General features: G+C 72.9%; 22 protein-coding genes. 16 read left to right on the plus strand and 6 right to left on the minus strand.

What is annotated here, in order from left to right; all coding sequences use genetic code 11:
* A partial coding sequence (locus ACK8OX_RS23625) for a DEAD/DEAH box helicase (protein ID WP_430666729.1) occupies window positions 1-1,698 on the minus strand: 1,698 nt, incomplete at its 3' end.
* Between the two features lie 134 nt (window positions 1,699-1,832).
* On the opposite strand from ACK8OX_RS23625, the gene ACK8OX_RS23630 reads away from it, so the two are divergent.
* Window positions 1,833-2,540, plus strand: coding sequence for an alpha/beta fold hydrolase (locus ACK8OX_RS23630; protein ID WP_430666730.1), 708 nt, complete (start codon window positions 1,833-1,835; stop codon window positions 2,538-2,540).
* A gap of 37 nt (window positions 2,541-2,577) precedes the next feature.
* Window positions 2,578-2,967 (plus strand): PH domain-containing protein, encoded by a 390-nt coding sequence (locus ACK8OX_RS23635; protein ID WP_430666731.1) that lies wholly within the window; start codon window positions 2,578-2,580, stop codon window positions 2,965-2,967.
* A 27-nt stretch (window positions 2,968-2,994) separates the two neighbouring features.
* On the opposite strand, the gene ACK8OX_RS23640 is transcribed toward ACK8OX_RS23635, so the two are convergent.
* From ACK8OX_RS23640 to ACK8OX_RS23655, 4 genes are all read right to left on the minus strand, one after another.
* Entirely contained in the window at window positions 2,995-3,828 is an 834-nt protein-coding gene (locus tag ACK8OX_RS23640) for a S1C family serine protease (RefSeq protein ID WP_430666732.1), read from the minus strand.
* A 50-nt stretch (window positions 3,829-3,878) separates the two neighbouring features.
* Window positions 3,879-4,640 carry a RadC family protein gene (gene radC, locus ACK8OX_RS23645; protein WP_430666733.1) on the minus strand — a complete coding sequence of 254 codons (762 nt, stop codon included), beginning with the start codon at window positions 4,638-4,640 and terminating at the stop codon, window positions 3,879-3,881.
* Window positions 4,641-4,724: 84 nt separating this feature from the next.
* Window positions 4,725-5,531: a type I methionyl aminopeptidase gene (map, locus tag ACK8OX_RS23650; protein WP_430666734.1), complete on the minus strand. Its 807-nt coding sequence runs from the start codon at window positions 5,529-5,531 to the stop codon at window positions 4,725-4,727.
* 98 nt (window positions 5,532-5,629) lie between these two features.
* Window positions 5,630-6,514, minus strand: a complete 885-nt coding sequence (locus ACK8OX_RS23655) for a methyltransferase domain-containing protein (RefSeq protein WP_430666735.1) — start codon at window positions 6,512-6,514, stop codon at window positions 5,630-5,632.
* A 107-nt stretch (window positions 6,515-6,621) separates the two neighbouring features.
* On the opposite strand from ACK8OX_RS23655, the gene ACK8OX_RS23660 reads away from it, so the two are divergent.
* The 5 genes from ACK8OX_RS23660 (at window position 6,622) to ACK8OX_RS23680 (ending at window position 10,446) form a co-directional block, all read left to right on the plus strand.
* Window positions 6,622-7,236 carry a cysteine dioxygenase gene (locus ACK8OX_RS23660; RefSeq protein WP_430666736.1) on the plus strand — a complete coding sequence of 205 codons (615 nt, stop codon included), beginning with the start codon at window positions 6,622-6,624 and terminating at the stop codon, window positions 7,234-7,236.
* Window positions 7,237-7,241: 5 nt separating this feature from the next.
* On the plus strand, window positions 7,242-8,840 hold the full coding sequence (locus tag ACK8OX_RS23665; protein WP_430666737.1) for a rhodanese-like domain-containing protein: 1,599 nt from the start codon (window positions 7,242-7,244) through the stop codon (window positions 8,838-8,840).
* On the plus strand, window positions 8,818-9,591 hold the full coding sequence (locus ACK8OX_RS23670) for a double zinc ribbon domain-containing protein (RefSeq protein ID WP_430666738.1): 774 nt from the start codon (window positions 8,818-8,820) through the stop codon (window positions 9,589-9,591). The genes ACK8OX_RS23665 and ACK8OX_RS23670 overlap by 23 nt, the downstream gene beginning before the upstream one ends.
* A gap of 32 nt (window positions 9,592-9,623) precedes the next feature.
* Window positions 9,624-9,881 (plus strand): glutaredoxin 3, encoded by a 258-nt coding sequence (gene grxC, locus ACK8OX_RS23675; protein ID WP_430666739.1) that lies wholly within the window; start codon window positions 9,624-9,626, stop codon window positions 9,879-9,881.
* 73 nt (window positions 9,882-9,954) lie between these two features.
* Window positions 9,955-10,446, plus strand: coding sequence for a DUF1178 family protein (locus ACK8OX_RS23680; RefSeq protein ID WP_430666740.1), 492 nt, complete (start codon window positions 9,955-9,957; stop codon window positions 10,444-10,446).
* 163 nt (window positions 10,447-10,609) lie between these two features.
* On the opposite strand, the gene ubiG is transcribed toward ACK8OX_RS23680, so the two are convergent.
* Window positions 10,610-11,329 (minus strand): bifunctional 2-polyprenyl-6-hydroxyphenol methylase/3-demethylubiquinol 3-O-methyltransferase UbiG, encoded by a 720-nt coding sequence (gene ubiG, locus ACK8OX_RS23685; protein WP_430666741.1) that lies wholly within the window; start codon window positions 11,327-11,329, stop codon window positions 10,610-10,612.
* Window positions 11,330-11,450: 121 nt separating this feature from the next.
* Between ubiG and ACK8OX_RS23690 the strand changes: the two genes are divergently transcribed.
* The 9 genes from ACK8OX_RS23690 (at window position 11,451) to ACK8OX_RS23730 (ending at window position 21,813) form a co-directional block, all read left to right on the plus strand.
* Window positions 11,451-12,695, plus strand: a complete 1,245-nt coding sequence (locus ACK8OX_RS23690; protein ID WP_430666742.1) for an aspartate kinase — start codon at window positions 11,451-11,453, stop codon at window positions 12,693-12,695.
* Window positions 12,696-12,700: 5 nt separating this feature from the next.
* On the plus strand, window positions 12,701-13,774 hold the full coding sequence (locus ACK8OX_RS23695; RefSeq protein WP_430666743.1) for an NAD(P)H-dependent flavin oxidoreductase: 1,074 nt from the start codon (window positions 12,701-12,703) through the stop codon (window positions 13,772-13,774).
* Between the two features lie 99 nt (window positions 13,775-13,873).
* Entirely contained in the window at window positions 13,874-14,896 is a 1,023-nt protein-coding gene (locus ACK8OX_RS23700) for a helix-turn-helix domain-containing protein (RefSeq protein ID WP_430666744.1), read from the plus strand.
* A 101-nt stretch (window positions 14,897-14,997) separates the two neighbouring features.
* Entirely contained in the window at window positions 14,998-16,140 is a 1,143-nt protein-coding gene (gene ispG, locus ACK8OX_RS23705) for a flavodoxin-dependent (E)-4-hydroxy-3-methylbut-2-enyl-diphosphate synthase (protein ID WP_430666745.1), read from the plus strand.
* Window positions 16,141-16,557: 417 nt separating this feature from the next.
* A complete protein-coding gene (locus tag ACK8OX_RS23710; RefSeq protein ID WP_430666746.1) occupies window positions 16,558-17,595 on the plus strand; it encodes a hypothetical protein in 1,038 nt (345 codons plus the stop codon).
* A 288-nt stretch (window positions 17,596-17,883) separates the two neighbouring features.
* Window positions 17,884-19,128, plus strand: a complete 1,245-nt coding sequence (gene hisS / locus ACK8OX_RS23715; RefSeq protein WP_430666747.1) for a histidine--tRNA ligase — start codon at window positions 17,884-17,886, stop codon at window positions 19,126-19,128.
* Window positions 19,125-20,180: a peptide chain release factor 1 gene (gene prfA / locus ACK8OX_RS23720; protein WP_430666748.1), complete on the plus strand. Its 1,056-nt coding sequence runs from the start codon at window positions 19,125-19,127 to the stop codon at window positions 20,178-20,180. The genes hisS and prfA overlap by 4 nt, the downstream gene beginning before the upstream one ends.
* Window positions 20,181-20,202: 22 nt before the next feature.
* On the plus strand, window positions 20,203-21,114 hold the full coding sequence (gene prmC, locus ACK8OX_RS23725) for a peptide chain release factor N(5)-glutamine methyltransferase (protein ID WP_430666749.1): 912 nt from the start codon (window positions 20,203-20,205) through the stop codon (window positions 21,112-21,114).
* Window positions 21,115-21,297: 183 nt separating this feature from the next.
* Window positions 21,298-21,813: a DUF4167 domain-containing protein gene (locus ACK8OX_RS23730; protein WP_430666750.1), complete on the plus strand. Its 516-nt coding sequence runs from the start codon at window positions 21,298-21,300 to the stop codon at window positions 21,811-21,813.
* Window positions 21,814-21,829: the final 16 nt, after the last annotated feature.

The raw sequence follows: 21,829 nt of genomic DNA on the forward strand, positions 1-21,829 counted from the left end.
GGCGCCGCGCTCCGACCCGCCGGAGCGGGCGGGGCGGCCGAAGCGGCCGCGCTTGGCCTTCGCGCCCTCGGCGATCTCCTCGGCCGTCACGGGGTCGAGGCCGTCGATCTCCATCCGCGGGATCGGCTTACCGGTCAGCTTCTCGATCGCGGCGAGGGAGCGCGCTTCCTCCGGCGTGCAGAGCGTGTAGGCATGGCCCTCGCGCCCCGCCCGGCCCGTGCGGCCGATCCGGTGGACATAGTCCTCGGCGTGGAAGGGCACGTCGAAGTTGAAGACATGCGACAGCCCGCCGATGTCGAGCCCGCGGGCCGCGACGTCGCTGCACACCAGCAGCTTGATGTCGCCCGCCTTGAAGCGGTTCAGCGTCGCGAAACGCTGCGACTGGTCCAGGTCGCCATGCAGCGCGCCGACCGAGAAGCCGTGCCGCTTCAGCGACTTGTAGAGGATGTCGACATCGACCTTGCGGTTGCAGAAGATCAGCGCGTTCTGCACCGCCTCCGCCCGCAGCAGGCGCCGCAGGGCCTCCCGCTTGTCATGCTCCCGCACCCAGACCAGGCCGGTGGTGATGGTGGTCGCCACCGTCGCCGGAGCGCTGACCGTGATCTCCCGCGGGTTCTGCAGGAAGGCGTCGGCCAGCCTGCGGATCTCCGGCGCCATGGTGGCGGAGAAGAACAGCGTCTGGCGCATCCGCGGCAGCATGGACACGATGCGCTCGACATCGGGGATGAACCCCATGTCCAGCATGCGGTCCGCCTCGTCGATCACCAGCACCTTGCAGTCCGCCAGCAGGATGCGCCCGCGGTCGAACAGGTCGAGCAGCCGCCCCGGCGTCGCGATCAGCACGTCCACGCCCTTGTCGAGCACGTCGCGCTGGTCGTTCATGCTCTCGCCGCCGATCAGCAGCGCGTGGTTCAGGTTCAGGTGCTTGCCGTATTTGACGAAGTTCTCGGCCACCTGCAGCGCCAGCTCGCGCGTCGGCTCCAGGATCAGGCTGCGCGGCATGCGCGCCTTGGCCCGCGACCCCGCCAGGATGTCGAGCATCGGCAGGGTGAAGCCCGCGGTCTTGCCCGTGCCGGTCTGGGCGCAGCCCAGCACGTCGCGGCCCATCAGCACGACCGGGATCGCCTGTTCCTGGATCGGCGTCGGGTAGAGATAGCCGGCCTCCGTCACCGCGCGCAGGATCGGGTCGGACAGGCCAAGGTCGGCGAAGGTGGTCTTAGCGGCCTCCTCGGCCAGCGCCTCGTCCTCGTCGGAGGGGCCGTCCTCCTCGGAGTCGTCTTCCTCCTCGGCGTCGTCGTCCTCGTCGGCGTCCTCCTCTTCGGAGGCGTCCTCCTCGGAGTCGTCGTCGCGGTCGTCCCCGTCATCCTCGGCGGCGCGCTCGGCCTCCTCGGCGAGGTCGTCATCCTCCACCTCGTCCCGGTCGTCGCCGGCATCCTCGTCCCCGGCCCGGGGCGCGACGGTGTCACGGTCGGACGCTTCGGCCTCCTCGGTCGGGGCGGCGGCAACGACCTGCACTTCGGCCTCGGCCGCAGGCGCGGCCCCGGCCGGGGCGGCGGTCCCGGGATGGGCCGCGGAGTCGTTGTGCTCGGTCTCGGCCGCGCGCGGGGCGGTCGCGTCGCTGTGTTCGTTCAAGGTGGTCGTTTCTCTATTGCCTCTGGCCTGCCGCCCCTGCGCGATGGCCCCCGGCACGATCGGCATCGGAGGTACACCACGCGCAAGGTCGAACGCCGCTGGTGGGGGCGAGCGGGACCCGCCGCATATGCGCCGGCGGCCGCGCAAAATCAAGCTTGGACGGGGTTGCGGCCTTTGAGGCGCCAAACTATGCGCCGCGCATGGCGGACCGACCCGTGCTCCTGCTCCTTCCCGGCCTGCTCTGCGACGCGCGGCTCTGGCGCGACCAGGTGGCGGCGCTGGCGCCGGCGCTGCGCTGCGTGGTGGCGGACCTGACGCATGACGACACCGTGGCGGGGATGGCCGCCCGGGCGCTGGCCGCGGTGCCGGGGGATGTACGGCTTGCCGTCTGCGGCCTGTCCATGGGCGGCTATGTCGCCTTCGAGGTGATGCGCCGCGCCGCCGCGCGGGTGGACCGCCTGGCGCTGTTCGACACCTCCGCCCGGCCCGACACCGCCGAACAGTCGCGCCGCCGCCGCGCCCTTCTCGCGCTGTCGGAAAGCGGCATGTTCCGGGGCGTCACGCCCCGCCTGCTGCCGCAGTTGCTGCACCCCGACCATCTCGGCGGCGAACTGGCGGCGGAGGTGATGGCGATGGCCGGGCGCGTCGGCCGGGCCGCCTTCCACCGCCAGCAGCGCGCCATCATGCACCGGCCCGACAGCCGCCCGGACCTGCCCGGCATCGCCGTGCCAACCCTGGTCGCGGTGGGGGAGGGCGACGTGCTGACCCCGCCTCACCTGGCGGAGGAGATGGCAGGGCTGATCCCCCGCGCGCGGCTTGCCCGCATCGCCGGCGCCGGCCACCTGCCGGTGATGGAGAAGCCGGCCGAGGCGAACGCCCTTCTCGCGGAATGGCTTGTGGCGGGCTGACCGCCGCGCCAGTCTGCGGCGGTTGCGGAGGCGGAAGATGGCAGAGACGGACATCCTGGCGACGCGGGAGACCAAGCGGAGCTACGGCCTGGTCCGCGGGGCGGTTGCGCTGCTGCTGCTCGGCCTCCCCTTCCTCGGCCGCCAGCGCATCCGCATCACCTCGGAACGGGTGGTGATCGAGAGCGGCTTCTGGACCAAGGTGCGCGACGACGTGGAGGTCTTCCGCATCCGCGACGTCGTCTCGAAGCAGGCACTGTGGCACCGGCTGCTCGGCATCGGCGACGTCGTTGTGAAAAGCACGGAGGGCCGGACCGAGGAGGTCCATGTGCTGCGCGGCGTGCCCGACCCGGTGGGCGTGAGCGAGGCGATCCGCACCGCCTGGAACCAGGCCGCGCGTCCGCGGACGGCGACGAACATCGACGGGTAGCGCCCCACGCCCCGGCGGGGGCGCGGCCTACCCCATGCAGCGCACGAACAGGACCGAGGCATGCGCCGCCTCGCCCACCTCCGCCGCGTTGCGCGGCGTGAAGTCGCCCAGCCGGGGCTCGACGCGGTTGCGGCGCAGGAAGTCCATCGCCTCGCTGCCCTTCACCGCGAAGTTCACGTTCTGCGGGATGTCGCCGGTGCGCTGCGCCACGCGCTGCGCGTTCAGCTTCGACACGATCACCCCCACGACGTTGCCGCCCATGTCCAGCAGCGGCCCGCCCGAATTGCCGGGCTGCACCGGCGCGCTGATCTGGTACTGGCGCTGGTTGTCCGACAGGCCGGCAAGCGCCGAGATCTCGCCCGTCGTCAGCGTCGGCCCGGAGGAGAGCAGCCCGGCGAGCGGGAAGCCGTAGGTCACCACCCCTTCGCCGCGCCGGATCGTCTGGTCGCGCCGAAAGGGCAGGGCGGGGCCGGCATTGTCCGGCACCTCGACCAGCGCCAGGTCACGGTCGCGGTCGGAGGCGAGGACGCGCGCGGGCAGGTCGGCCCCGCCGGCGCTGCGAACCCGCACGCCGCGGCAATCCTCGATGACGTGGTGGTTGGTGAGCGCGCGGCCCGGCGCGATGATGAACCCCGTGCCGGAGGAGACCATGCGCCCCGCGCCGGCGCCGGGCTGCGGCGCGCCGGGCTTGCCGGCCACCGCCGGCTGCGGCGCGGCGGCCAGCGGCGGCGGCTTGGCCGTGGGCAGGGGCGGGAAGGCGGCGGAGGGCAGGTTGCTCGGCGCAGGCTTCCCCTGGGCAAGCGCGCCCGTCGCCGCGGCGAGGCCAAGGAGGAGCGCGGGCAGCAGGGCGTGCCGGGACATGCCGCCAGCATGCCGATCGGGGGGCGTCACGGTCAACTGGCGAGCGTTCCCTAAAGAAGCCCCTCGCGCCGGAACGAGGTCTGCCGGCCATGGCCGACGATCAGGTGGTCATGCAGGGTGATGCCGAGCGTGGCGGCGGCCTTCTTCACCTCCTGCGTCATCTCGATGTCGGCGCGGCTCGGCGTCGGGTCGCCGCTCGGGTGGTTGTGGACGAGGATCAGGGCGGTCGCCTGCAATTCCAGCGCGCGCTTCACCACCTCCCTCGGATAGACCGGGGTGTGGTTCACGGTGCCGCGGGCCTGCGCCTCGTCCGCCAGCAGGCGGTTGCGGCTGTCGAGGAACAGGACGCGGAACTGCTCCACCGCTTCCCGCGCCATGGCGGCGGTCAGGTAGCCCACCAGGCGGTCCCAGTTGTTCAGCAGCGGCCGGTCGCGCAGTTCCGCCCGCATCATCCGCAGCGCCGCCGCCTGCACGGTCTTCAGCGCGGCGACCCCGGCCTCCCCCATCCCCTCCACCTCCTGAAGCTCCCGCACGGGCGCGGCCAGCGCCTCGGCGAAGCCGCCGAAGCGGGCGAGAAGCGCGCGGGCGATCGGCTTGGTGTCGCGCCGGGGCAGGGCGGTGAACAGCAGCATCTCGAGCAGTTCGTGGTCGAGCAGCGCCTCCGGCCCGGCCTCCAGCAGCCGCGTGCGCATCCGGGCGCGGTGGCCGAGATGGCCCGGCGGCTCGGCGCCCGCGGGTGTCGCCGCCTGCGGCAGGGCGAACAGGCCGCCGAGATCGGCGCCGGCTTCGGCGAATTGCGGCTTCCGGGCCATCCTGGCTTCCGTTGCGGGAATGCAACCCTGCAACGGCGGGCCGGGCGTTTCAATCCCGGATTGCGGCCCCGGGCCTTGCGCCGGTCAGCCCTGATAGGGTGGCCGGTGCAGCCCGGCGGGGGAGATGGTGAAGATCTCCACCCCTTCCTCGGTCACGCCGACCATATGCTCGAACTGGGCGGAAAGGCTGCGGTCGCGCGTCACGGCGGTCCAGCCATCGTCGAGGATCTTCACCTCCGGCCGGCCGGCATTCACCATCGGCTCGACCGTGAAGAACATCCCCGGCCGCAGCACCGGGCCTTCGCCGGGCCTGCCGAAATGCAGCACGTTCGGCGGTTCGTGGAAGCGCCGGCCGATGCCGTGGCCGCAGAAGTCCCGCACGACGGAAAAGCGGTGCCGTTCCACGAAGGACTGGATCGCGTGGCCGACATCGCCGAGCGTGGCGCCCGGGCGGATGGCGGCGATGCCGCGCATCATCGATTCGTAGGTCACGTCCATCAGCAGCCGCGCCTTGGTCGAAGCCTCGCCGGCCACGTACATCCGGCTGGTGTCGCCATGCCAGCCATCGAGGATGACGGTGACGTCGATGTTCACGATGTCCCCGTCCACCAGAACGCGCTCGCCCGGGATGCCGTGGCAGACGACGTGGTTGATCGAGGTGCAGGAGGACCGGGTGTAGCCGCGGTAGCCGAGCGTCGCCGGGATGGCGTGGTTCGCCAGGACGAAATCATGGATCAGACGGTCGATCTGGTCCGTGGTCACGCCCGGCTTCACATGCGGCGTGATCATGTCGAGCGTCTCGGCCGCAAGCCGTCCTGCCCGCCGCATCCCTTCGAAATCGGAGGGGGCGTGGATGGTGATGCGGCGGGATTCGCCGCCCTGCTGCTCCATGGTGGTCGAACCGTCCGTGCCGCGCGCTGGGAGAATGGCCGAAGATGCGCGTTGGAACGCCCGGTTGCAAGGCGCGGATGCATCGCGCCCGGCGCAGGTCAGCCCCCCGCCCGGTCGCCCGCGCGGTGCTCCGTCGTGCCGAGGGCGTCCGACAGGCGGTGGGTGGCGCTGCCCGGCCGCGCCGGCTTCTGCTGGCCCTCATGCGGCGCCCAGCCGGTCAGGACGATCAGCCGCAGGCCGGGGAGGATGCCCTCCGGCCCCTGGGGGAGGGAGGCGGCAGCCATCGGGAACAGCGCCCGCGGCGGCGGGCGGGGGTCCCGCGCCAGCACCGCATTCGCCTCCCCCCCTGCCCGCAGGTCGGAGAACAGCGCGAGCGGCGTGCGGTAGGCGACCGGCATCTCCTCCCCATCCGCCACCGGCAGGGCGAAGCCGGCGCGCTGGAGCAGCCCCGCCCCGTCCCGCAACTCCGGGAAGGGGGAGATGCGGGGCGAGATGCCGCCGCGCAGCGTCGCCTCGGCCTCGGCCAGCGCGTCCCGCAGCGGCTGCAGCGTGCCGAGGCCGGGGAGGGAGGCGAGGAACAGCCCGTCCGGCCGCAGCGCGCGGCGGATCTGGATCAGCGCGCCCGGCAGGTCGTTCACCCAGTGCAGGGAAAGGGAGGCGACCACGAGGTCGAAGCTCTCCGGCGCGAAGGGCAGGAATTCCTCGTCCGCCGCCACCGGCAGCCCGCCCGCCCCGCGCGCCATGGCGGCCGACAGGTCGGCCGAGACGACGAAGGGGATGCCCCGCGCCGCCAGCCGCGGCGCCACCACGCCCCGCCCGCCGAGGTCGAGCGCGCGGGTGAAGCGGCGCGTGGTGTCGTCCAGCCGGTCCAGCAGACGCTCCGCCGCCGCATCCAGAATCGGCGCGACGCGCCCGACCGTGGCCGCGGCGCGGTCGCGGCGAAGCCGCACCAGGCGCCTGTCGAAGACCTGCATCGGATCCATCCCCGCCAGATGTCCCCGCGCGACCCGGCGCACAAGGCGGCCGCCACGCGCTTCGCCTCCGCCGAAACCCGCGCTAGGCTCCCCCGACCGCCCGGAGGACATCGCCAATGAACGCGACCGACATCAACGCCGCCCGCAGCACGGCCGTCAGCGCCACCATCGACCGCATCCGCGCCATCGAGGCCGAGGCGGGCGTCACGCGCCCGGCGCTCGAACGGATCAAGGCCGAGCTTCTCGCCCTCGCCGCCCAGGAACACCTGTTCCCGAGCCACGTCTTCCCGCCGCCCGCGCCGGGCCAGAAGGGCGCGAACCGCTACCTGCTGCAGGAGGATGCCGGCAACCGCTTCGCGCTCTACCTCAACGCGCTCAACCCCGGGAACGCGACCAAGCCGCACGACCACACGACCTGGGCCGTGGTCGTCGCGGTGGAGGGGCAGGAGCTGAACAAGGTGTATGAGCGCACCGACGACGGCAGCGACCCCGAGAAGTGCGAGCTGCGCGTGCGCGAGGAGGTGATGGTGGAGCCCGGCCGCGGCATCTGCCTGATGCCGGAGGACATCCATTCCATCCACACCCAGGGCGACCGCCCGACGCGCCACCTGCACATGTATGGCCTGGCGCTGGAGAAGCTCGACAACCGCCGTGCCTTCGACCCCGAGACGGGGACGGTGACCGCCTACAACCGCAACTTCATGAAGCCCACCGAGCAGGCCAAGGCCTGACCGCGTTGGACCGCCCCACCCCCGCCGGACCCGCCGCCCGCGCCATCGACGCCGCCACGCTGAAGGCCTGGCTGCGCGACGGCCGGGAGCTTGCGATCCTCGACGCGCGGGAGGAGGGGGAATTCGGCGCCGCCCACCCCTTCTGGGCGGTGCCCTGCCCCCTGTCGCAGGCCGAGCTGCGCGCCCCGGCCCTGCTGCCGCGGCGCGGGGTCCGCGTGGTCTGCACCGATGGCGGGGAAGGGCTCGCGGCGCGGCTGGCGGCGGTGCTGGCCGGGCTCGGCTGCACCGACCTGCATGTCCTGGCCGGCGGCACGCCCGCCTGGAAGGCCGCGGGGTTCGAGGTGTTCTCGGGCGTCAACGTGCCCTCCAAGGCCTTCGGCGAATGGGTGGAGCACCACTACGGCACGCCCTCTGTCGATGCCGGGGAACTGGCGGCGATGCAGGCGCGCGGCGAAGACCTTCTGATCGTCGACAGCCGCACCCCGGCCGAATTCCACGCCATGTCGATCCCCGGCGGCATCAGCGTGCCGGGGGCGGAGCTTGCCTATCGCGTGCCCGGGATGCTGCGGGGGTCGGCGACGACGGTGGTGGTGAACTGCGCCGGCCGCACCCGGTCCATCATGGGCGCGGAAAGCCTGCGCCAGGCCGGGCTGCCGAACCGCGTGGTGGCGCTGCGGAACGGCACCATGGGCTGGGAACTCGCCGGCTTCCGCTGCGAGCATGGCCGAACCGAGCGCCACCCCGGCGGCACGCCGCCCGACGCGGCGGCGACGCTGGCGCGCGCGCGGCGCTTCGCCACGGCGCAGGGCGTCACCTCGATCGACCGGGCGGGGCTCGACCGCATGCTCGGCGATCGGTCGCGGACCACCTACCTGCTCGACGTGCGCGACGCCGGTGAATTCGCGGCCGGCCACCTGACGGGGTCGCGCAGCGCGCCGGGCGGGCAGCTGGTGCAGGCCACCGATGCCTGGGTGGCGGTGCGCCACGCCCGCATTGTTCTCGTGGACGACACCGGCACGCGCGCGAACATGACCGCGGGCTGGCTGCGCCAGCTCGGCGGGTGGGAGGTCTTCGTGCTGGAAGGCGGCCTCGCCGGCCGGCTGGAACAGGCGCTGCCGCCGGCCCTGCCGCGCGGCGTGCCGCGGATCGGCGTGCCGGAACTCGCCGCGGCGCTGGCGGAAGGGGGCGCGGCCGTGCTCGACCTCGCCCGGTCCATCGAGTTCAGGGCGGGGCACATCCCCGGCGCGGTCTGGGGCGTGCGGACGCGGCTGGACCGCGTCGCCCCGCGCCTGCCGGCCGACCGCCGCCTGGTGGTCGCCGCGCCCGACCCGGCGCTGGCCGCCCTGGCGCTGGAGGAACTGCGGGCGCTGGTGCCGGCCCCTGCCGCGGTGCTGGAGGGCGGCACGGCCGCCTGGAAGGCGGCGGGCTTCCCAATGGCGGCCGACCGCGCCGACCCGCCGGACGAGGCCTGCATCGACGCCCATCTGCGCCCCTATGACCGCAACCACGGCGTGGAGGAGGCGATGCGCGCCTATCTTGCCTGGGAGGTCGACCTCGTCCACGCGGTCGGGCGCGACGGCGATGCCCCTTTCGGCGCCTGGTAGCCTGCTGCGCCGGCTGGGCGGCGCGGCGCTCGACGCGCTGCTGCCGCCGCATTGCCTGACCTGCGAGCTGGGCGTGCAGCGCCAGGGGACGCTCTGCGCCGAGTGTTTCCGGGGGCTGACCGCGCTCGGCGCGCCCGCCTGCCGCATCTGCGGGGCGCCCTTCCTGCATGCCGGGCAGGCCGGCGCGGACGGGCTCTGCCCGGGCTGCCGCAGCCATCCGCCGGCCTTCGCCTGCGCCCGCGCCGCGCTGCGCTACGACGACGGGGCGAAGCGGCTGATCCTGCCCTTCAAGCATGGCGACCGGCCGGAGCTGGCAGGGCCGATCGCGGCGCGCATGGCGCAGGCCGGGGCGGCGCTGCTGGCGCGGGCGGATCTGGTGGCGCCGGTGCCGCTGCATTGGCGGCGGCTGCTGGCGCGCCGCTACAACCAGGCGGCGCTGCTCGGCCGCAGGCTCGCCGCCGGGGCGCGGCTGCCCTTCCTGCCGGACCTGCTGCGCCGCACCCGCGCTACGCCCGCGCTCGGCGATCGCGGGGCGGCGGAACGCGCGGCGCTGCTGGACGGCGCCTTCGCCCTTCGCCCCGGCGCGGCGCATCGCGTGGCGGGATGCCGCGTGCTGCTGGTGGACGACGTGATGACCTCCGGCGCGACGGCCGAGGCCTGCGCCCGCGTGCTGCTCGGCGCCGGCGCCGCGGCGGTGGAGGTGCTGGCCGCCGCCCGCGTGCCGGACCCGCGCCTCCCGCGGGAGGCTTGACCGGACCGGCCTGCGTCCCGACCTTGAGCGCCATGCCGAAGATCGAAGTCTACGTCCAGGATTTCTGCCCCTATTGCGCCCGCGCGGTGGCCCTGTTCCGCCAGAAGGGCGTGCCCTTCGAGGAGATCCACGCCCCCAACGGGTCCGAGGCCCGCCGGCAGGCGGTCGCGCGGTCCGGCGGCCGCACGACGGTGCCGCAGATCTTCATCGACGGCCGCCACATCGGCGGCTGCGACGACCTGGTCGCGCTCGACCGGAAGGGCGGGCTGGAACCCCTTCTCGCGGCGTGACTGGCACTCCCCGTCCAGGAGTGCCAGACTGTGCCGCAATCGTGCCGCAACATCCGGCGGCCAGGGTGAAGGGATGATCCACTACCAGCTCCGCTGCGCCGCCGGGCATGAGTTCGACGGCTGGTTCCAGGATAGTGCCGGGTTCGACAGGCTGGCCGGGGCCGGCCTGGTGGAGTGCACCCATTGCGGTGGCACCCAGGTGGAACGCGCCCTGATGGCGCCTGCCGTGGTGTCGAGCCGCCGCAAGGCCGCCGCGCCCGAGCCGCCGAAACCCGCCGAGGCGCCCGCCCCCGCGCCAGTGCCCGAGCCCGCGTCGGGCCAGCGGCTGGCGGCCGGCCCGATGCCGGCGCAGCTTGTCGCCATGCTCCAGAAGCTTCGGGCCGAAGTGGAGAAAAGCTGCGACTATGTCGGCAGCGACTTCGCCGAGGAGGCGCGCAAGATCCACAACGGCGAGGCCGAGGCGCGCGGCATCTACGGCGAGGCCACGGAGGCCGAGACCGAGGCGCTGGCCGAGGACGGGATCGAGGTCGCCCGCCTGCCCTGGGTGCCCCGCGCCGACGGGTGATACCCGGCTCACGAAGTCCCGACCTGCGGCCGGCGAAGCGGGCCGAGCGCCCGAACGGGCGCCGCCGCGGATGCGGCGAAGCCGAGCGCCGGAGGCGCGCTGGCGCTTGAAGCATGAAGTGCGTCAGCACTTCATGGGCCCGGTATGAGGGTAGGGCGGGGCGCTACCGCTCCGCCATGGCGATGTAGTTCACGCCGAGGTCGCGGCTTTCCCGCCAGCGGCCGGTGAGGGGGTCCATCGTCATCCCCGCGAGGTCCGTCACCCGCAGCCCCGCGCCCCGCAGTACCTGGCCGAGTTCGCCCGGCGTCGGGAACATCCGCCAGTCATGCGTGCCGACCGGCAGCAGCCGCAGGACGTATTCCGCGCCGAGCTTCGCCAGCAGGAAGGACCGCGCCGTGCGGTTCAGGGTGGACAGGAAGACCGGGGCGCCAGGCCCCGCGCAGGCCGCCAGCGCGGCGCAGAAGCGGGCGCGGTCCTCCACATGCTCGATCACCTCGAGCGCGACCACCGCGTCGAACCGCGCGCCCTCGGCCGCCAGGTCCTCCGGCCCGCCCTCGCGGTAGGAGATGGACAGGCCGCCGGCCGCCGCATGGGCCCGCGCCGCTGCCAGCGCCTCCCCCGCCGCGTCCAGGCCGGTGACGGCGGCGCCCATCCGCGCGAAGGCCTCGGAGGCCAGCCCGGCGCCGCAGCCGACATCGAGCAGGGTGAGACCTGACAGGTCCGTCCCGGACCTGCCATGGCGGCGCGCGATGCGCTGCGCGATCCAGCGGGTCCGCAACGGGTTCATCCGGTGCAGCGGCTTCATGGGCCCGTCCGGGTCCCACCAGCGCGCCGCCAGCGCGCCGAACTTCCGGATCTCCGCCTCGACCGCCGTACCCGACATGGCTACTCCGCTTCGCCGCCCGGTTGCCCAAGGCGCACGCCCCCGTTATCTGTCCGCCCCCCGGACGGGCGCAACAGGGGCCGCCCTCCAGAAACCCGCGCAGAGGCCCCCGGACCCGAGCATGGCCCGCATCGTGATGAAGTTCGGCGGCACCTCCGTCGCCGATCTCGACCGCATCCGCAACGTCGCCGGCCGCGTGAAGCGGGAGGTGGAGGCCGGCCATGAGGTGGCGGTGGTGGTCTCCGCCATGGCCGGCACCACCAACCAGCTGGTGAAGTGGTGCCAGGAGCTGTCGCCCCTGCACGACGCCCGCGAATACGACGTGGTGGTGGCCACCGGCGAACAGGTGACGATCGGGCTGCTGGCCATCGCGCTGCAGACCATCGGCGTCGATGCCCGCTCCTGGCAGGGATGGCAGATCCCGATTCTGACCGACAACGCCCATGGCAAGGCCCGGGTCGAGAGCATCGACGGCACGCTGCTGATCGAGCGGATGCAGGCCGGCCAGGTGCCGGTGGTGGCCGGCTTCCAGGGGCTAGAGCCCGGGCGCGGGCGCGTCACCACCCTCGGCCGCGGCGGGTCGGACCTGTCGGCGGTGGCGGTGGCGGCGGCGGTGAAGGCCGACCGATGCGACATCTACACCGATGTCGACGGCGTCTACACCACCGACCCGCGCATCGTGCCGCGCGCCCGCAAGCTCGAGAAGATCTCCTACGAGGAGATGCTGGAACTCGCCTCGGTGGGCGCCAAGGTGTTGCAGACGCGCTCCGTGGAACTCGCCATGAAGCAGCGCGTGCGGGTGCAGGTGCTTTCCAGCTTCGAGGACAAGCCAGGCAGCCTGGTGGTGGATGAGGACGAGATCGTGGAACAGCCCATCGTTTCCGGCATTGCCTATTCGCGCGACGAGGCGAAGGTGACGCTGCGCCGCGTGCCCGACCGGCCCGGCATCGCCGCCGCGGTCTTCGGCCCGCTTTCGGCCGCCAACGTCAATGTGGACATGATCGTCCAGAACCTCGGCGCCGACGGCACCACGGACATGACCTTCACGGTCGGTCGCGCCGACCTGCCGCGGGCGAAGGACGTGCTCGACAAGGCGCGCGAGACCATCCGGTGGGAGGAGCTTCTCTCCGACCCCGACGTGGCGAAGATCTCGGTGGTCGGCATCGGCATGCGGACCCATGCCGGCGTCGCCTCCACCATGTTCCGGGCGCTGTCGGAGAAGGGGATCAACATCCAGGTCATCTCGACGAGCGAGATCAAGGTCAGCGTGCTGATCCCGGTGGACTACACGGAACTTGCCGTCCGCGCCCTGCACACCGCCTACGGCCTGGACGGGCCGGAGCCGGCGCGCCGGGCGGAGGGCTGAGCCCGATGGACGCCCCGCCCCAGGCCCCCGCCCCGTCGGCCGAGGCGCTGGCGGCGATCGACGCGCTGATGGCGCGGGGTGCCGCCTTCCTCGGCAGCCGCACCGCCATCATGGGCGGCGCGATGTCGTGGGTGAGCGAGCGCCACCTAGTGGCGGCGCTGTCCAATGCCGGCGCCTTCGGCGTGATCGCCTGCGGCGCGATGGAGCCGCCGCGCCTGGCCGAGGAGATCGCCGCGACCCAGGCGCTGACCGACCGGCCCTTCGGCGTGAACCTCATCACCATGCATCCGCGGCTGGACCAGCTGGTCCGGACCTGCCTCGACCACCGGGTGAGCCACATCGTCTTCGCCGGCGGCATCCCGCCCGGCAGCGCCATCAAGGCGGCGAAGGAAGGCGGCGCGCGGGTGGTCTGCTTCGCGCCGGCGCTGGCGCTGGCGAAGAAGCTGGTGCGGTCGGGCGCCGATGCGCTGGTGATCGAGGGCAGCGAGGCCGGCGGCCATATCGGCCCCGTCTCGCTGAACGTCCTCGCGCAGGAAATCCTGCCGCATGTCCGGGAGGTCCCGGTCTTCGTGGCCGGCGGCATCGGCCGGGGCGAGGCGATCCTGTCCTATCTCGAGATGGGGGCGGCGGGCGTCCAGCTCGGCACCCGCTTCGTCTGCGCCACCGAATCGATCGCCCATCCGAAGTTCAAGCAGGCCTTCATCCGCGGCGCCGCGCGCGATGCGCTGCCGACCGTGCAGCTCGACGAGCGTTTCCCGGTGATCCCGGTCCGCGCCCTGCAGAACGGCGGCACGAAGCGCTTCCTGGAACATCAGGCCGAGACCATCCGCCGCTACCTGGCAGGCGATGTCGAGAAGGCGGCCGCCCAGCTCGACATCGAGCATTTCTGGGCCGGCGCGCTGCGCCGCGCGGTGATCGACGGCGATGTCGAGAACGGCTCCCTGATGGCCGGGCAGAGCGTGGGCATGGTCACGCGCGAACAGCCCGCGGCGGAGATCGTACGGGAACTCGTCGGGCAGGCCGCGAACGCGTGGGCGGCGAGGAACGCCGGGCGGCCGCCACCGTTGGTCGCCGGCTGAGGCTTCCCTGCAACCCTGCCCATTCGTTGCCGGGGCAGCCACCCGCGAAGGCGTGATTCGATTTGCGGCCGTGAAGTCGCCGCGCTAGGTGTCGGACCCGTGCCCTACGATCTCAAGCGCATCCCCCGACAGGCCGAGACCGGCGGCGCCGAGGCCGCCCGGGTGGGGGAGGAGCTGCGCGACGCGCGGCTCACGCTCGGCCATTCGGTCGAGGAGATGGCGGTGCGCCTGCGCATCCGCCGTGCCTATCTCGAGGCGCTGGAAGAAGGGCGCATCCGCGACCTTCCGGGCATCGCCTATGCGGTCGGCTTCGTGCGCACCTACGCGGCCGGCCTCGGCCTCGACGCGGATGAGATGGTTCGGCGCTTCCGCGACGTCTCGGGCGCGGCGGCGGGACGGCCGAGCCTCGTCTTCCCCGAACCCGTGCCGGATCGGGGCATGCCGGCGGGCGTGGTGGTGGTGGCGGGCGCCGCCATCGCCATCGGCGCCTATGTCGCCTGGTTCAACTGGTCGGGCGCGGGCAACCGCACCGTGGACGTGGTGCCCCCGGTGCCCCCCCGGCTGGAAGCGGCGGCCGAACAGGGCCGCGCGCAGCTGACCGGCCGCGGAGGGGAGGCGGGGTCGCTGCCGCTCTCGGCCCTGCCACCGCCGGGCGGCATCGCCGCCCCGCCCCCACCGGGCGCCAACACCGCCGCCCAGGCCGCGACCGTGCCCGTCCCGCCCCCGCCCGTGGTCGCGCCCGCGCCGCTGCCGGCCGCGGTGGCCATCCCCGGCCTGCCGGAGGGCACGCGCGTCGCGCTGCGGGCGCGCGCGAACATGCCGGAAGGCGCCTGGGTGCAGGTGCGCGACCCGCGCGGCGGCGGCGTGCTGCTGAACAAGGTCCTGCGCCCGGGCGAGGCCTGGGGCGTGCCCCTGCGTGACGGGCTGCTGCTGGACACCGGCAAGGCCGACGGGCTCGAGATCATCGTGGATGGCCAGCCTGCCCCGGCGCTGGATGGGCTGATCGGGGTGCGGCGCAACATCGTGCTGGAGCCGGACCGCCTGCGTCAGCGCCTGGCGCCGCTGCCCACCGCCAACCCCGCCCCCGCCGCGCCGGTCGCCGCCACCGCCGCCCGGCAATAGCCGGCGCGCACCGCTTCCCCGCCGCTTCCCTACCGCTTCCCCCTGGGATCGGCGGCGCGGCGCCCCTATTCTGGGGGCGTCACACGCCCGACGGGACCCGCATGTCGTATCGCCCCTACCAGCAGATCACCCGCCGCAGGTCCCGGCTGATCCATGTCGGCAAGGTCCCCGTCGGCGGCGATTCGCCGATCAGCGTCCAGACCATGACCAACACGCCGACCGAGGACGCGAAGGCCACGATCGAGCAGATCCGCCGCTGCGAACTGGCCGGCGCCGACATCGTCCGCGTCTCCGTGCCGACCGAGGAGAGCACCGCCGCGCTGGCCGAGATCGTGCGGGAGGTGAATGTCCCGATCGTCGCCGACATCCATTTCCACTACCGCCGCGCCATCGAGGCCGCGCAGGCCGGGGCCGCCTGCCTGCGGATCAATCCCGGCAACATCGGCTCCAAGGACCGCGTGAAGGAAGTGGTGCGGGCGGCGCGCGACCATGGCTGCTCCATCCGCATCGGCGTCAATGCCGGCAGCCTGGAGAAGCACCTGCTGGAGAAATACGGGGAGCCCAACCCGGACGCCCTGGTGGAAAGCGCGCTGTGGCACGCCGCCCACCTGCAGGACCACGACTTCCACGAGTTCAAGATCAGCGTGAAGGCGTCCGACGTGTTCCTGGCCGTCGCCGCCTACCAGCAACTGGCCGAGGCCTGCGACCACCCGCTGCACATCGGCGTGACGGAGGCCGGCGGCCGGCGCGCCGGCACGGTGAAATCCGCCATCGGCCTCGGCTCCCTCCTCTGGGCCGGCATCGGGGACACGCTGCGCGTCTCGCTGAGCGCGGAGCCGGAGGAGGAGGTCTCGGTCGGGTGGGAGATGCTGAAGTCGCTCCATCTCCGCCACCGGGGGGTGAAGGTGATCTCCTGCCCCTCCTGCGCCCGCCAGGGCTTCGACGTGATCCGCACGGTGGAGAAGCTCGAGGATCGGCTGGCCCACATCACCCAGCCGATCAGCCTCTCCATCATCGGTTGCGTGGTGAACGGCCCGGGCGAGGCGCTGATGACCGATATCGGCCTCACCGGCGGCGGCGCCGGCACCCACATGGTCTACGGCATGGGCCGGCAGAGCCACACGGTGAAGACCGAGGAGATGGTCGAGCACATCGTCGGCCTGGTGGAGGCCAAGGCCGCCGCGATGGCCGCCGAGAAGGCAGTCGAGGCCGCCGCAGAGGCGCAACGGGCCGCGGCCGAGTAGCCTGCCGAGAGGGAGGGGGCGCCAAATCCTCCCCGGCCTCCAGGGGGCGCGCAGGGCAGGCCGGAGCGAGGCCTCGGATCCTGCGCCTTGTCACTTCGACGTTGACAACGGCGGAGCGTGAAGCCGATCCTGGCGTGCCGCTGGGAGGCTCCGCGTTCTCGGCTTCCATCCGCGGCATCCACGCCGAAGCCCGCTTCCGAGCCTTCGCAAGCCCAGCGGTCAGCCTCGATCACCTTGCCGCGTCAGGCATGCGTGTCTCGGCCTCGCTCACCGACCGTCACCGACGACCCGTCACTGGCATGAACCCGCCGATCGGCGCGCCCGGCAACGCCTGGGCCGCCATGCCGCGTGGCCGGCGCACGACCTGCGTCAGCCTGACCGTGGGCCATCCGGACTGCAACCCAGGAGGGACGAGACATGACGAACGAATGGGAACTTCACAGCCCGCTTGGCACCGACCTGGCGCTGCGGCGCTTCGTGGACACGACCGGCGCCCATGCGAACATCGACTACCTCATCGCATCGCTCGGGAATGGCAGTTATGCGAGCGATCAGCAGAATCCCCTGTTCATCGTCCAGATCGGGCTGGTCCCCCTGCTGTCCGACCTCTCGGTGCCGATGCCGGTGATGACCGACTACATCGGCTGCCTGAGCGACGCCGTCAGGGTTTCGTCCCGCACCGGCAAGCAGCCGCCGCGCCCCTCTCCGCTGAGCGCCTTCAACATCGACCATGACACCATGTCCCCGGAGCGCGAGAACCGGGCGACGCGGCATCAATCCTCCTGGGGCATCACCCTCGGCGCCGACATCACGGGCAGCACCGCCTCCACCTTGACCGGCAAGGTGGCCGGAACCTTCAGCTACAACCAGTCCGAGGCGCGCGACGTCTTCGACCTCGAACTCTCCGCCCAGAGCTACGAGGTCCAGCGCGACCACTGCACCGGAACGATCTGGAACATGGTCTTCACGCGCAAGGACGGGATGAACAACTCCTCCTTCCGGCCGCGTTGCGACGCCCTCTTCTCGTGCAGGAAGGAAAGCCTGAAGTCCGGCACCATGCAATTCCTGCTGGTCGAGCGGCTGATCTACTGGGGCGACTGGGCCGAGCACATCGACATGACCCAGATCGAATCCAGCGGGATCGGCATGGGCATCGCCGCCGCGCTGACGGTCATCACGGGGGGGCTCGCCTCGCCGCTGCTGCTCATGGCGGCAGCCGGCGGTGCCGCCGTCGGGGCGGTGGGTGGTGTGGCGGGCGGGGCGAGCCCCGGCACCCCCCAGGAGCGCGCGACGCACAACGACATGCTCGACCGCGCCATGAAGGGAGACCTCATGTCGGGCGTCGGGATCTACGGGCAGGCCCTGAAGGCCGGGAAGGCGCATGAGCATGCCGCCCTTCTCCACCTCGACTTCGCCAAGGGCGAGATGGCCGTGCTGGGCAGCACCCGCGTCTGATACGAACGGCAAGATGGGTTGATCCATGCGGCCGCGGAAGCGGCCGAGCCGCCGAATGGCGGCCGCGCCAAGTGGCGCGCAGCCAAGCGCGCGGAGCGCGCGCCCGGCGTTTGAGGGCACCAAAAAAGCATACGATCGGTCATTGCAAATGACCGATCGTATGACAGCGGCGCCGGGACGGGCGGAGGCGGCGTGCCACGCGCCTCTTCGCCCCACCCCGGCGCGCCGCCCGGCCCCACGCACGCGACGAGTCTTGTCGCACGCCCCCGAGGGCGCGATACCGCCCCCATGGCCAGCCCCCTTCAGCCCGTCCGCGGCACCCGTGACCTCGTCGGCGAGGAGTTCCGGGCCCATCACCACGTGATCGAGGCGGCCCGGAAGGTCGTCGCCCTCTACGGCTTCGAGGAATGGGCCACCCCCATCTTCGAGGACACGCGCGTCTTCGCCCGCTCCCTCGGCGACACTTCCGATGTCGTCACGAAGGAGATGTATTCCTTCACCGACCGCGGCGGGGATTCGGTCACGCTGCGCCCCGAGAACACCGCGGGCGTCTGCCGCGCCCTGGTCAGCAACGGCCTCACCCAGTCCAACCTGCCGCGCAAGGTCTTCTACGCCGGCCCGATGTTCCGCTACGAGCGCCCCCAGAAGGGCCGCTACCGCCAGTTCCACCAGATCGGCGCCGAGGTGCTGGGCGCTGCGGAACCGCTGGCCGACGCCGAGGTGATCGCCGCCGGCTGGCACATCCTGCAATCCCTCGGCATCGCCGATGGCGTGCTGCTGGAGATCAACACGCTGGGCGACGCCGAGAGCCGCGACCGCTACCGCGCGGCGCTGGTCGAACACTTCACCGCCCATCGCGACCGGCTCTCCGCCGACAGCCAGGTCCGGCTGGAGAAGAACCCGCTCCGAATCCTCGATTCCAAGGACGAGGGCGACCGCCGCATCGTGGCCGAGGCGCCGACCATCGAGCCGCATTTGACCGACGCCGCCCGCGGCTTCTTCGACGCCGTGCTGCGGCACCTGGCCACGCTTGGCGTGCCGACCCGGATCAACCCGCGGATCGTGCGCGGCCTCGACTACTACAGCCACACCGCCTTCGAATTCGTCACCGACCGCCTCGGCGCCCAGGGCACGGTGATGGCCGGCGGCCGCTATGACGGCCTGGTCGAGGAGATGGGCGGCCCGCCCACCCCCTCCGTCGGCTGGGCCGCCGGGGTCGAGCGCCTCTCCATGCTCCTCGCCGCCGCCCCCGCCGCCCCGCGTCCCGTCGCCGTGATCCCGGTGGCCGAGGCGCAGGAGGCGGCCGCCCTCGCCCTGGTGCAGCGCCTGCGCGCGGCGGGCGTCGTCGCGGAGATCGCCTACAAGGGCAACCTCAAGCGCCGGATGGAGCGCGCGAACAAGCTCGCCGCCCGCGCCGCGCTGATCCTCGGCGAGGACGAGCAGGCCCGCGGCGTCGTGCAGCTGCGCGACCTCGACGCCGGCACGCAGGAGACGCTGCCGGCGGACGAGGCGGTGAAGCGCCTTTCCGCATGAGCCTTCCCCAGAAGCTCGACCGGCTGCTGAACCGGGCCGACGAGGTCCGGCACATGCTCAACACCGCCGATGGCGCGCAGGTCGGCGCGCTGGCGCGCGAGCTGAACGAGCTGGAGCCCCTTGTCGCCAAGGTGCAGGAATACCGCGCCGCGGAACGTGCCCGCGACGAGGCGGAGGCGATGCTCGGCGACCCCGAGCTGAAGGAGCTGGCCGAGGCCGAGTATCTCGACCTCAAGGGCCGCCTGCCGGGTCTCGAACGCGAGATCCGGCTGATGCTGCTGCCGCGCGACCTGGCGGATGAGCGGAGCGCGATCCTGGAGGTGCGCCCGGCTGCCGGCGGCGACGAGGCGGCGCTGTTCGCGGCCGAGCTGTTCGGCGCCTACCAGCGTTATGCCCAGTCCCAGGGCTGGCGCTTCGAGATCCTGGACTACGACGAAAGCGACCTCGGCGGCGTGAAGGGCGCGGTTGCCTCCATCGAGGGGCGCGGCGTCTTCGCGCGGCTGAAATTCGAATCCGGCGTTCACCGCGTGCAGCGCGTGCCGGCGACGGAAGCGCAGGGCCGCATCCACACCTCCACCGTCACCGTGGCCGTCCTGCCGGAGGCCGAGGACGTGGACGTGCAGATCAACGACGCCGACCTCCGCATCGACACCTACCGCGCCTCCGGCGCCGGCGGGCAGCATGTGAACAAGACGGACAGCGCGGTCCGCATCACCCACCTGCCCACCGGCACCGTGGTCGCGATGCAGGAGGAGAAGTCGCAGCACAAGAACCGCGCCAAGGCGATGAAGGTGCTGCGCGCCCGCCTGTTCGACGCCGAGCGCAGCCGCGTCCAGGGGGCCCGCGCCGCCGACCGCAAGGCACAGGTCGGCACCGGCGACCGGTCGGAGCGCATCCGCACCTACAACTTCCCCCAGGGCCGCGTGACCGACCACCGCATCGGCCTCACGCTCCACAAGATCGACCGCGTGATGCTGGGCGAGTTCGACGAGATCATCGGCGCGCTGACGGCCGAGGACGAGGCCGCGCGGCTGGCGGCCGAGGCGGAGTGATGCCGCCGGGGCCGGCCGCGCGGTGACCTGCGAGCCCGGCGGCACCGTCGGCGCCTTCCTCTGCCAGGCCGGGCAGCTGCTCCGCGCCGCGGCGATCGACAATCCCCGCCTGGAAGCCCGCCTGCTGCTCGGCCATGCCATGGGCGCCAGCACCGAGGATCTGCTGCGCGACCCCCGCGCCGCGGTGCCGCCCGCGGCGGAGGCGCGCTTCCGCGCCGCGCTCGGGGCGCGGCTGGCGGCCATGCCGATGGCCCATATCCTTGGTCGGCAGGGGTTCTGGACCCTCGACCTCGCCGTCTCGCCCGCCACCCTCGTCCCGCGGGCGGATTCGGAGGCGATCGTGGAAGCGGCGTTGGAGGCCTGCCCGGACGGGGATGCGCCGCTGCGGGTGCTCGACCTCGGTACGGGCACCGGCTGCCTGCTGCTGGCGGTGCTGTCAGAACGGCCGCGGGCCTTCGGCATCGGGGTCGACCGCGCGCCGGCAGCCGCGGCGCTGGCGGCGGCGAATGCCCGCGCCAATGGCCTGGCGGGCCGGTCCGCCTTCCTCGCGGGGGACTGGGCGGCGGCGCTTTCCGCCCGGTTCGACCTGGTCCTGTCCAATCCCCCCTACATCGAATCGGCCGCCATCCCCGGCCTGATGCCGGAAGTGGCGCGGCACGAGCCGCGGTTGGCGCTGGATGGGGGGGAGGACGGGCTGGTCGCCTATCGCGCCATCGTGTCGGGGCTGCCGGCGCTGCTCGCCCCCGGCGGGAAGGCGGTGCTGGAACTCGGGCAGGGGCAGCGCGGGGCGGTCGAGGCGCTGGCGCTGGCGTCCGGCCTGCGCCCGCTGGGCTGCCGCGCGGACCTCGGCGGGGTCGAACGCGCGCTGGTCCTGGAAGTGGGGATGCCGCCGGTCGCGAAAAAACCGTTTGGCGACCGGGCGGTGCCGCATTAGGTTGCCGCTGCGGCCCTGGGCGCGTGGATGCGCCCGGGCAACCGCCGGGTTACGTGGCCGGGCCCATGAAGGCCGCCGCCTCCTTCCCGGCTTGCCGCACCGATGCAACCAGATGATGCAGCCTTTCCGCCGGGGCATCCGCCTTGTCGGCCAGGCGATTGCGAGACGGCGAACGCCCGACCAATGAACATGAAACGCATGCGCGGCCGTGGCGGCCATCGCCACGGGGGCGGGGGCGGCGGCCAGTACCGCCAGGGTGGCGGCGGGGGCGGCGGCGGCGGTGGCCACCAGCCCATGAACCGCAACCACGTCTTCGACAGCAACGGTCCGGACATGCGGCTGCGCGGCACCGCGCAGCAGCTCTTCGAGAAGTACCTGCAGCTCGGCCGTGACGCGACCGGCGCGGGCGACCGGGTGATGGCCGAGAGCTACTTCCAGCACGCCGAGCACTATTTCCGCATCCTGAACGCCATGAACCAGGCCCAGCAGCAGCAGGGCGGGGGCCATCCGCAGCAGCACCGGCGCTACCAGAACGGGCCGGAGCAGCAGGATGGCGGGATGGAAGGCATGGGCATGGGCATGGGCGACCAGCCCGACATGGGCGGCAACGGCATGGCGAATGGCCACAACGGCCACGCGCTGGAGCCCGAGGGCGACGGCCCGGACCTGCGCCAGCCGGACCCGCGCGACCAGGGCTGACCCGCGCCCGGCCTTC

It is taken from the genome of Falsiroseomonas sp. CW058 (assembly GCF_050563535.1).
Classification (GTDB): Bacteria; Pseudomonadota; Alphaproteobacteria; order Acetobacterales; family Acetobacteraceae; genus Falsiroseomonas.

What these genes read in the sequence shown, in the direction of transcription:
- ACK8OX_RS23640 (WP_430666732.1), bottom strand. Translation starts at nt 3,828, where the DNA reads ATGTCCCGGCACGCCCTGCTGCCCGCGCTCCTCCTTGGCCTCGCCGCG.
- map (WP_430666734.1), bottom strand. Translation starts at nt 5,531, where the DNA reads ATGGAGCAGCAGGGCGGCGAATCCCGCCGCATCACCATCCACGCCCCC.
- ACK8OX_RS23660 (WP_430666736.1), top strand. Translation starts at nt 6,622, where the DNA reads ATGAACGCGACCGACATCAACGCCGCCCGCAGCACGGCCGTCAGCGCC.
- ACK8OX_RS23635 (WP_430666731.1), top strand. Translation starts at nt 2,578, where the DNA reads ATGGCAGAGACGGACATCCTGGCGACGCGGGAGACCAAGCGGAGCTAC.
- ACK8OX_RS23680 (WP_430666740.1), top strand. Translation starts at nt 9,955, where the DNA reads ATGATCCACTACCAGCTCCGCTGCGCCGCCGGGCATGAGTTCGACGGC.
- ubiG (WP_430666741.1), bottom strand. Translation starts at nt 11,329, where the DNA reads ATGTCGGGTACGGCGGTCGAGGCGGAGATCCGGAAGTTCGGCGCGCTG.
- ACK8OX_RS23690 (WP_430666742.1), top strand. Translation starts at nt 11,451, where the DNA reads ATGGCCCGCATCGTGATGAAGTTCGGCGGCACCTCCGTCGCCGATCTC.
- hisS (WP_430666747.1), top strand. Translation starts at nt 17,884, where the DNA reads ATGGCCAGCCCCCTTCAGCCCGTCCGCGGCACCCGTGACCTCGTCGGC.
- radC (WP_430666733.1), bottom strand. Translation starts at nt 4,640, where the DNA reads ATGGCCCGGAAGCCGCAATTCGCCGAAGCCGGCGCCGATCTCGGCGGC.
- ACK8OX_RS23695 (WP_430666743.1), top strand. Translation starts at nt 12,701, where the DNA reads ATGGACGCCCCGCCCCAGGCCCCCGCCCCGTCGGCCGAGGCGCTGGCG.
- ACK8OX_RS23670 (WP_430666738.1), top strand. Translation starts at nt 8,818, where the DNA reads ATGCCCCTTTCGGCGCCTGGTAGCCTGCTGCGCCGGCTGGGCGGCGCG.
- ispG (WP_430666745.1), top strand. Translation starts at nt 14,998, where the DNA reads ATGTCGTATCGCCCCTACCAGCAGATCACCCGCCGCAGGTCCCGGCTG.
- ACK8OX_RS23655 (WP_430666735.1), bottom strand. Translation starts at nt 6,514, where the DNA reads ATGGATCCGATGCAGGTCTTCGACAGGCGCCTGGTGCGGCTTCGCCGC.
- prfA (WP_430666748.1), top strand. Translation starts at nt 19,125, where the DNA reads ATGAGCCTTCCCCAGAAGCTCGACCGGCTGCTGAACCGGGCCGACGAG.
- ACK8OX_RS23710 (WP_430666746.1), top strand. Translation starts at nt 16,558, where the DNA reads ATGACGAACGAATGGGAACTTCACAGCCCGCTTGGCACCGACCTGGCG.
- ACK8OX_RS23630 (WP_430666730.1), top strand. Translation starts at nt 1,833, where the DNA reads ATGGCGGACCGACCCGTGCTCCTGCTCCTTCCCGGCCTGCTCTGCGAC.
- grxC (WP_430666739.1), top strand. Translation starts at nt 9,624, where the DNA reads ATGCCGAAGATCGAAGTCTACGTCCAGGATTTCTGCCCCTATTGCGCC.
- ACK8OX_RS23730 (WP_430666750.1), top strand. Translation starts at nt 21,298, where the DNA reads ATGAACATGAAACGCATGCGCGGCCGTGGCGGCCATCGCCACGGGGGC.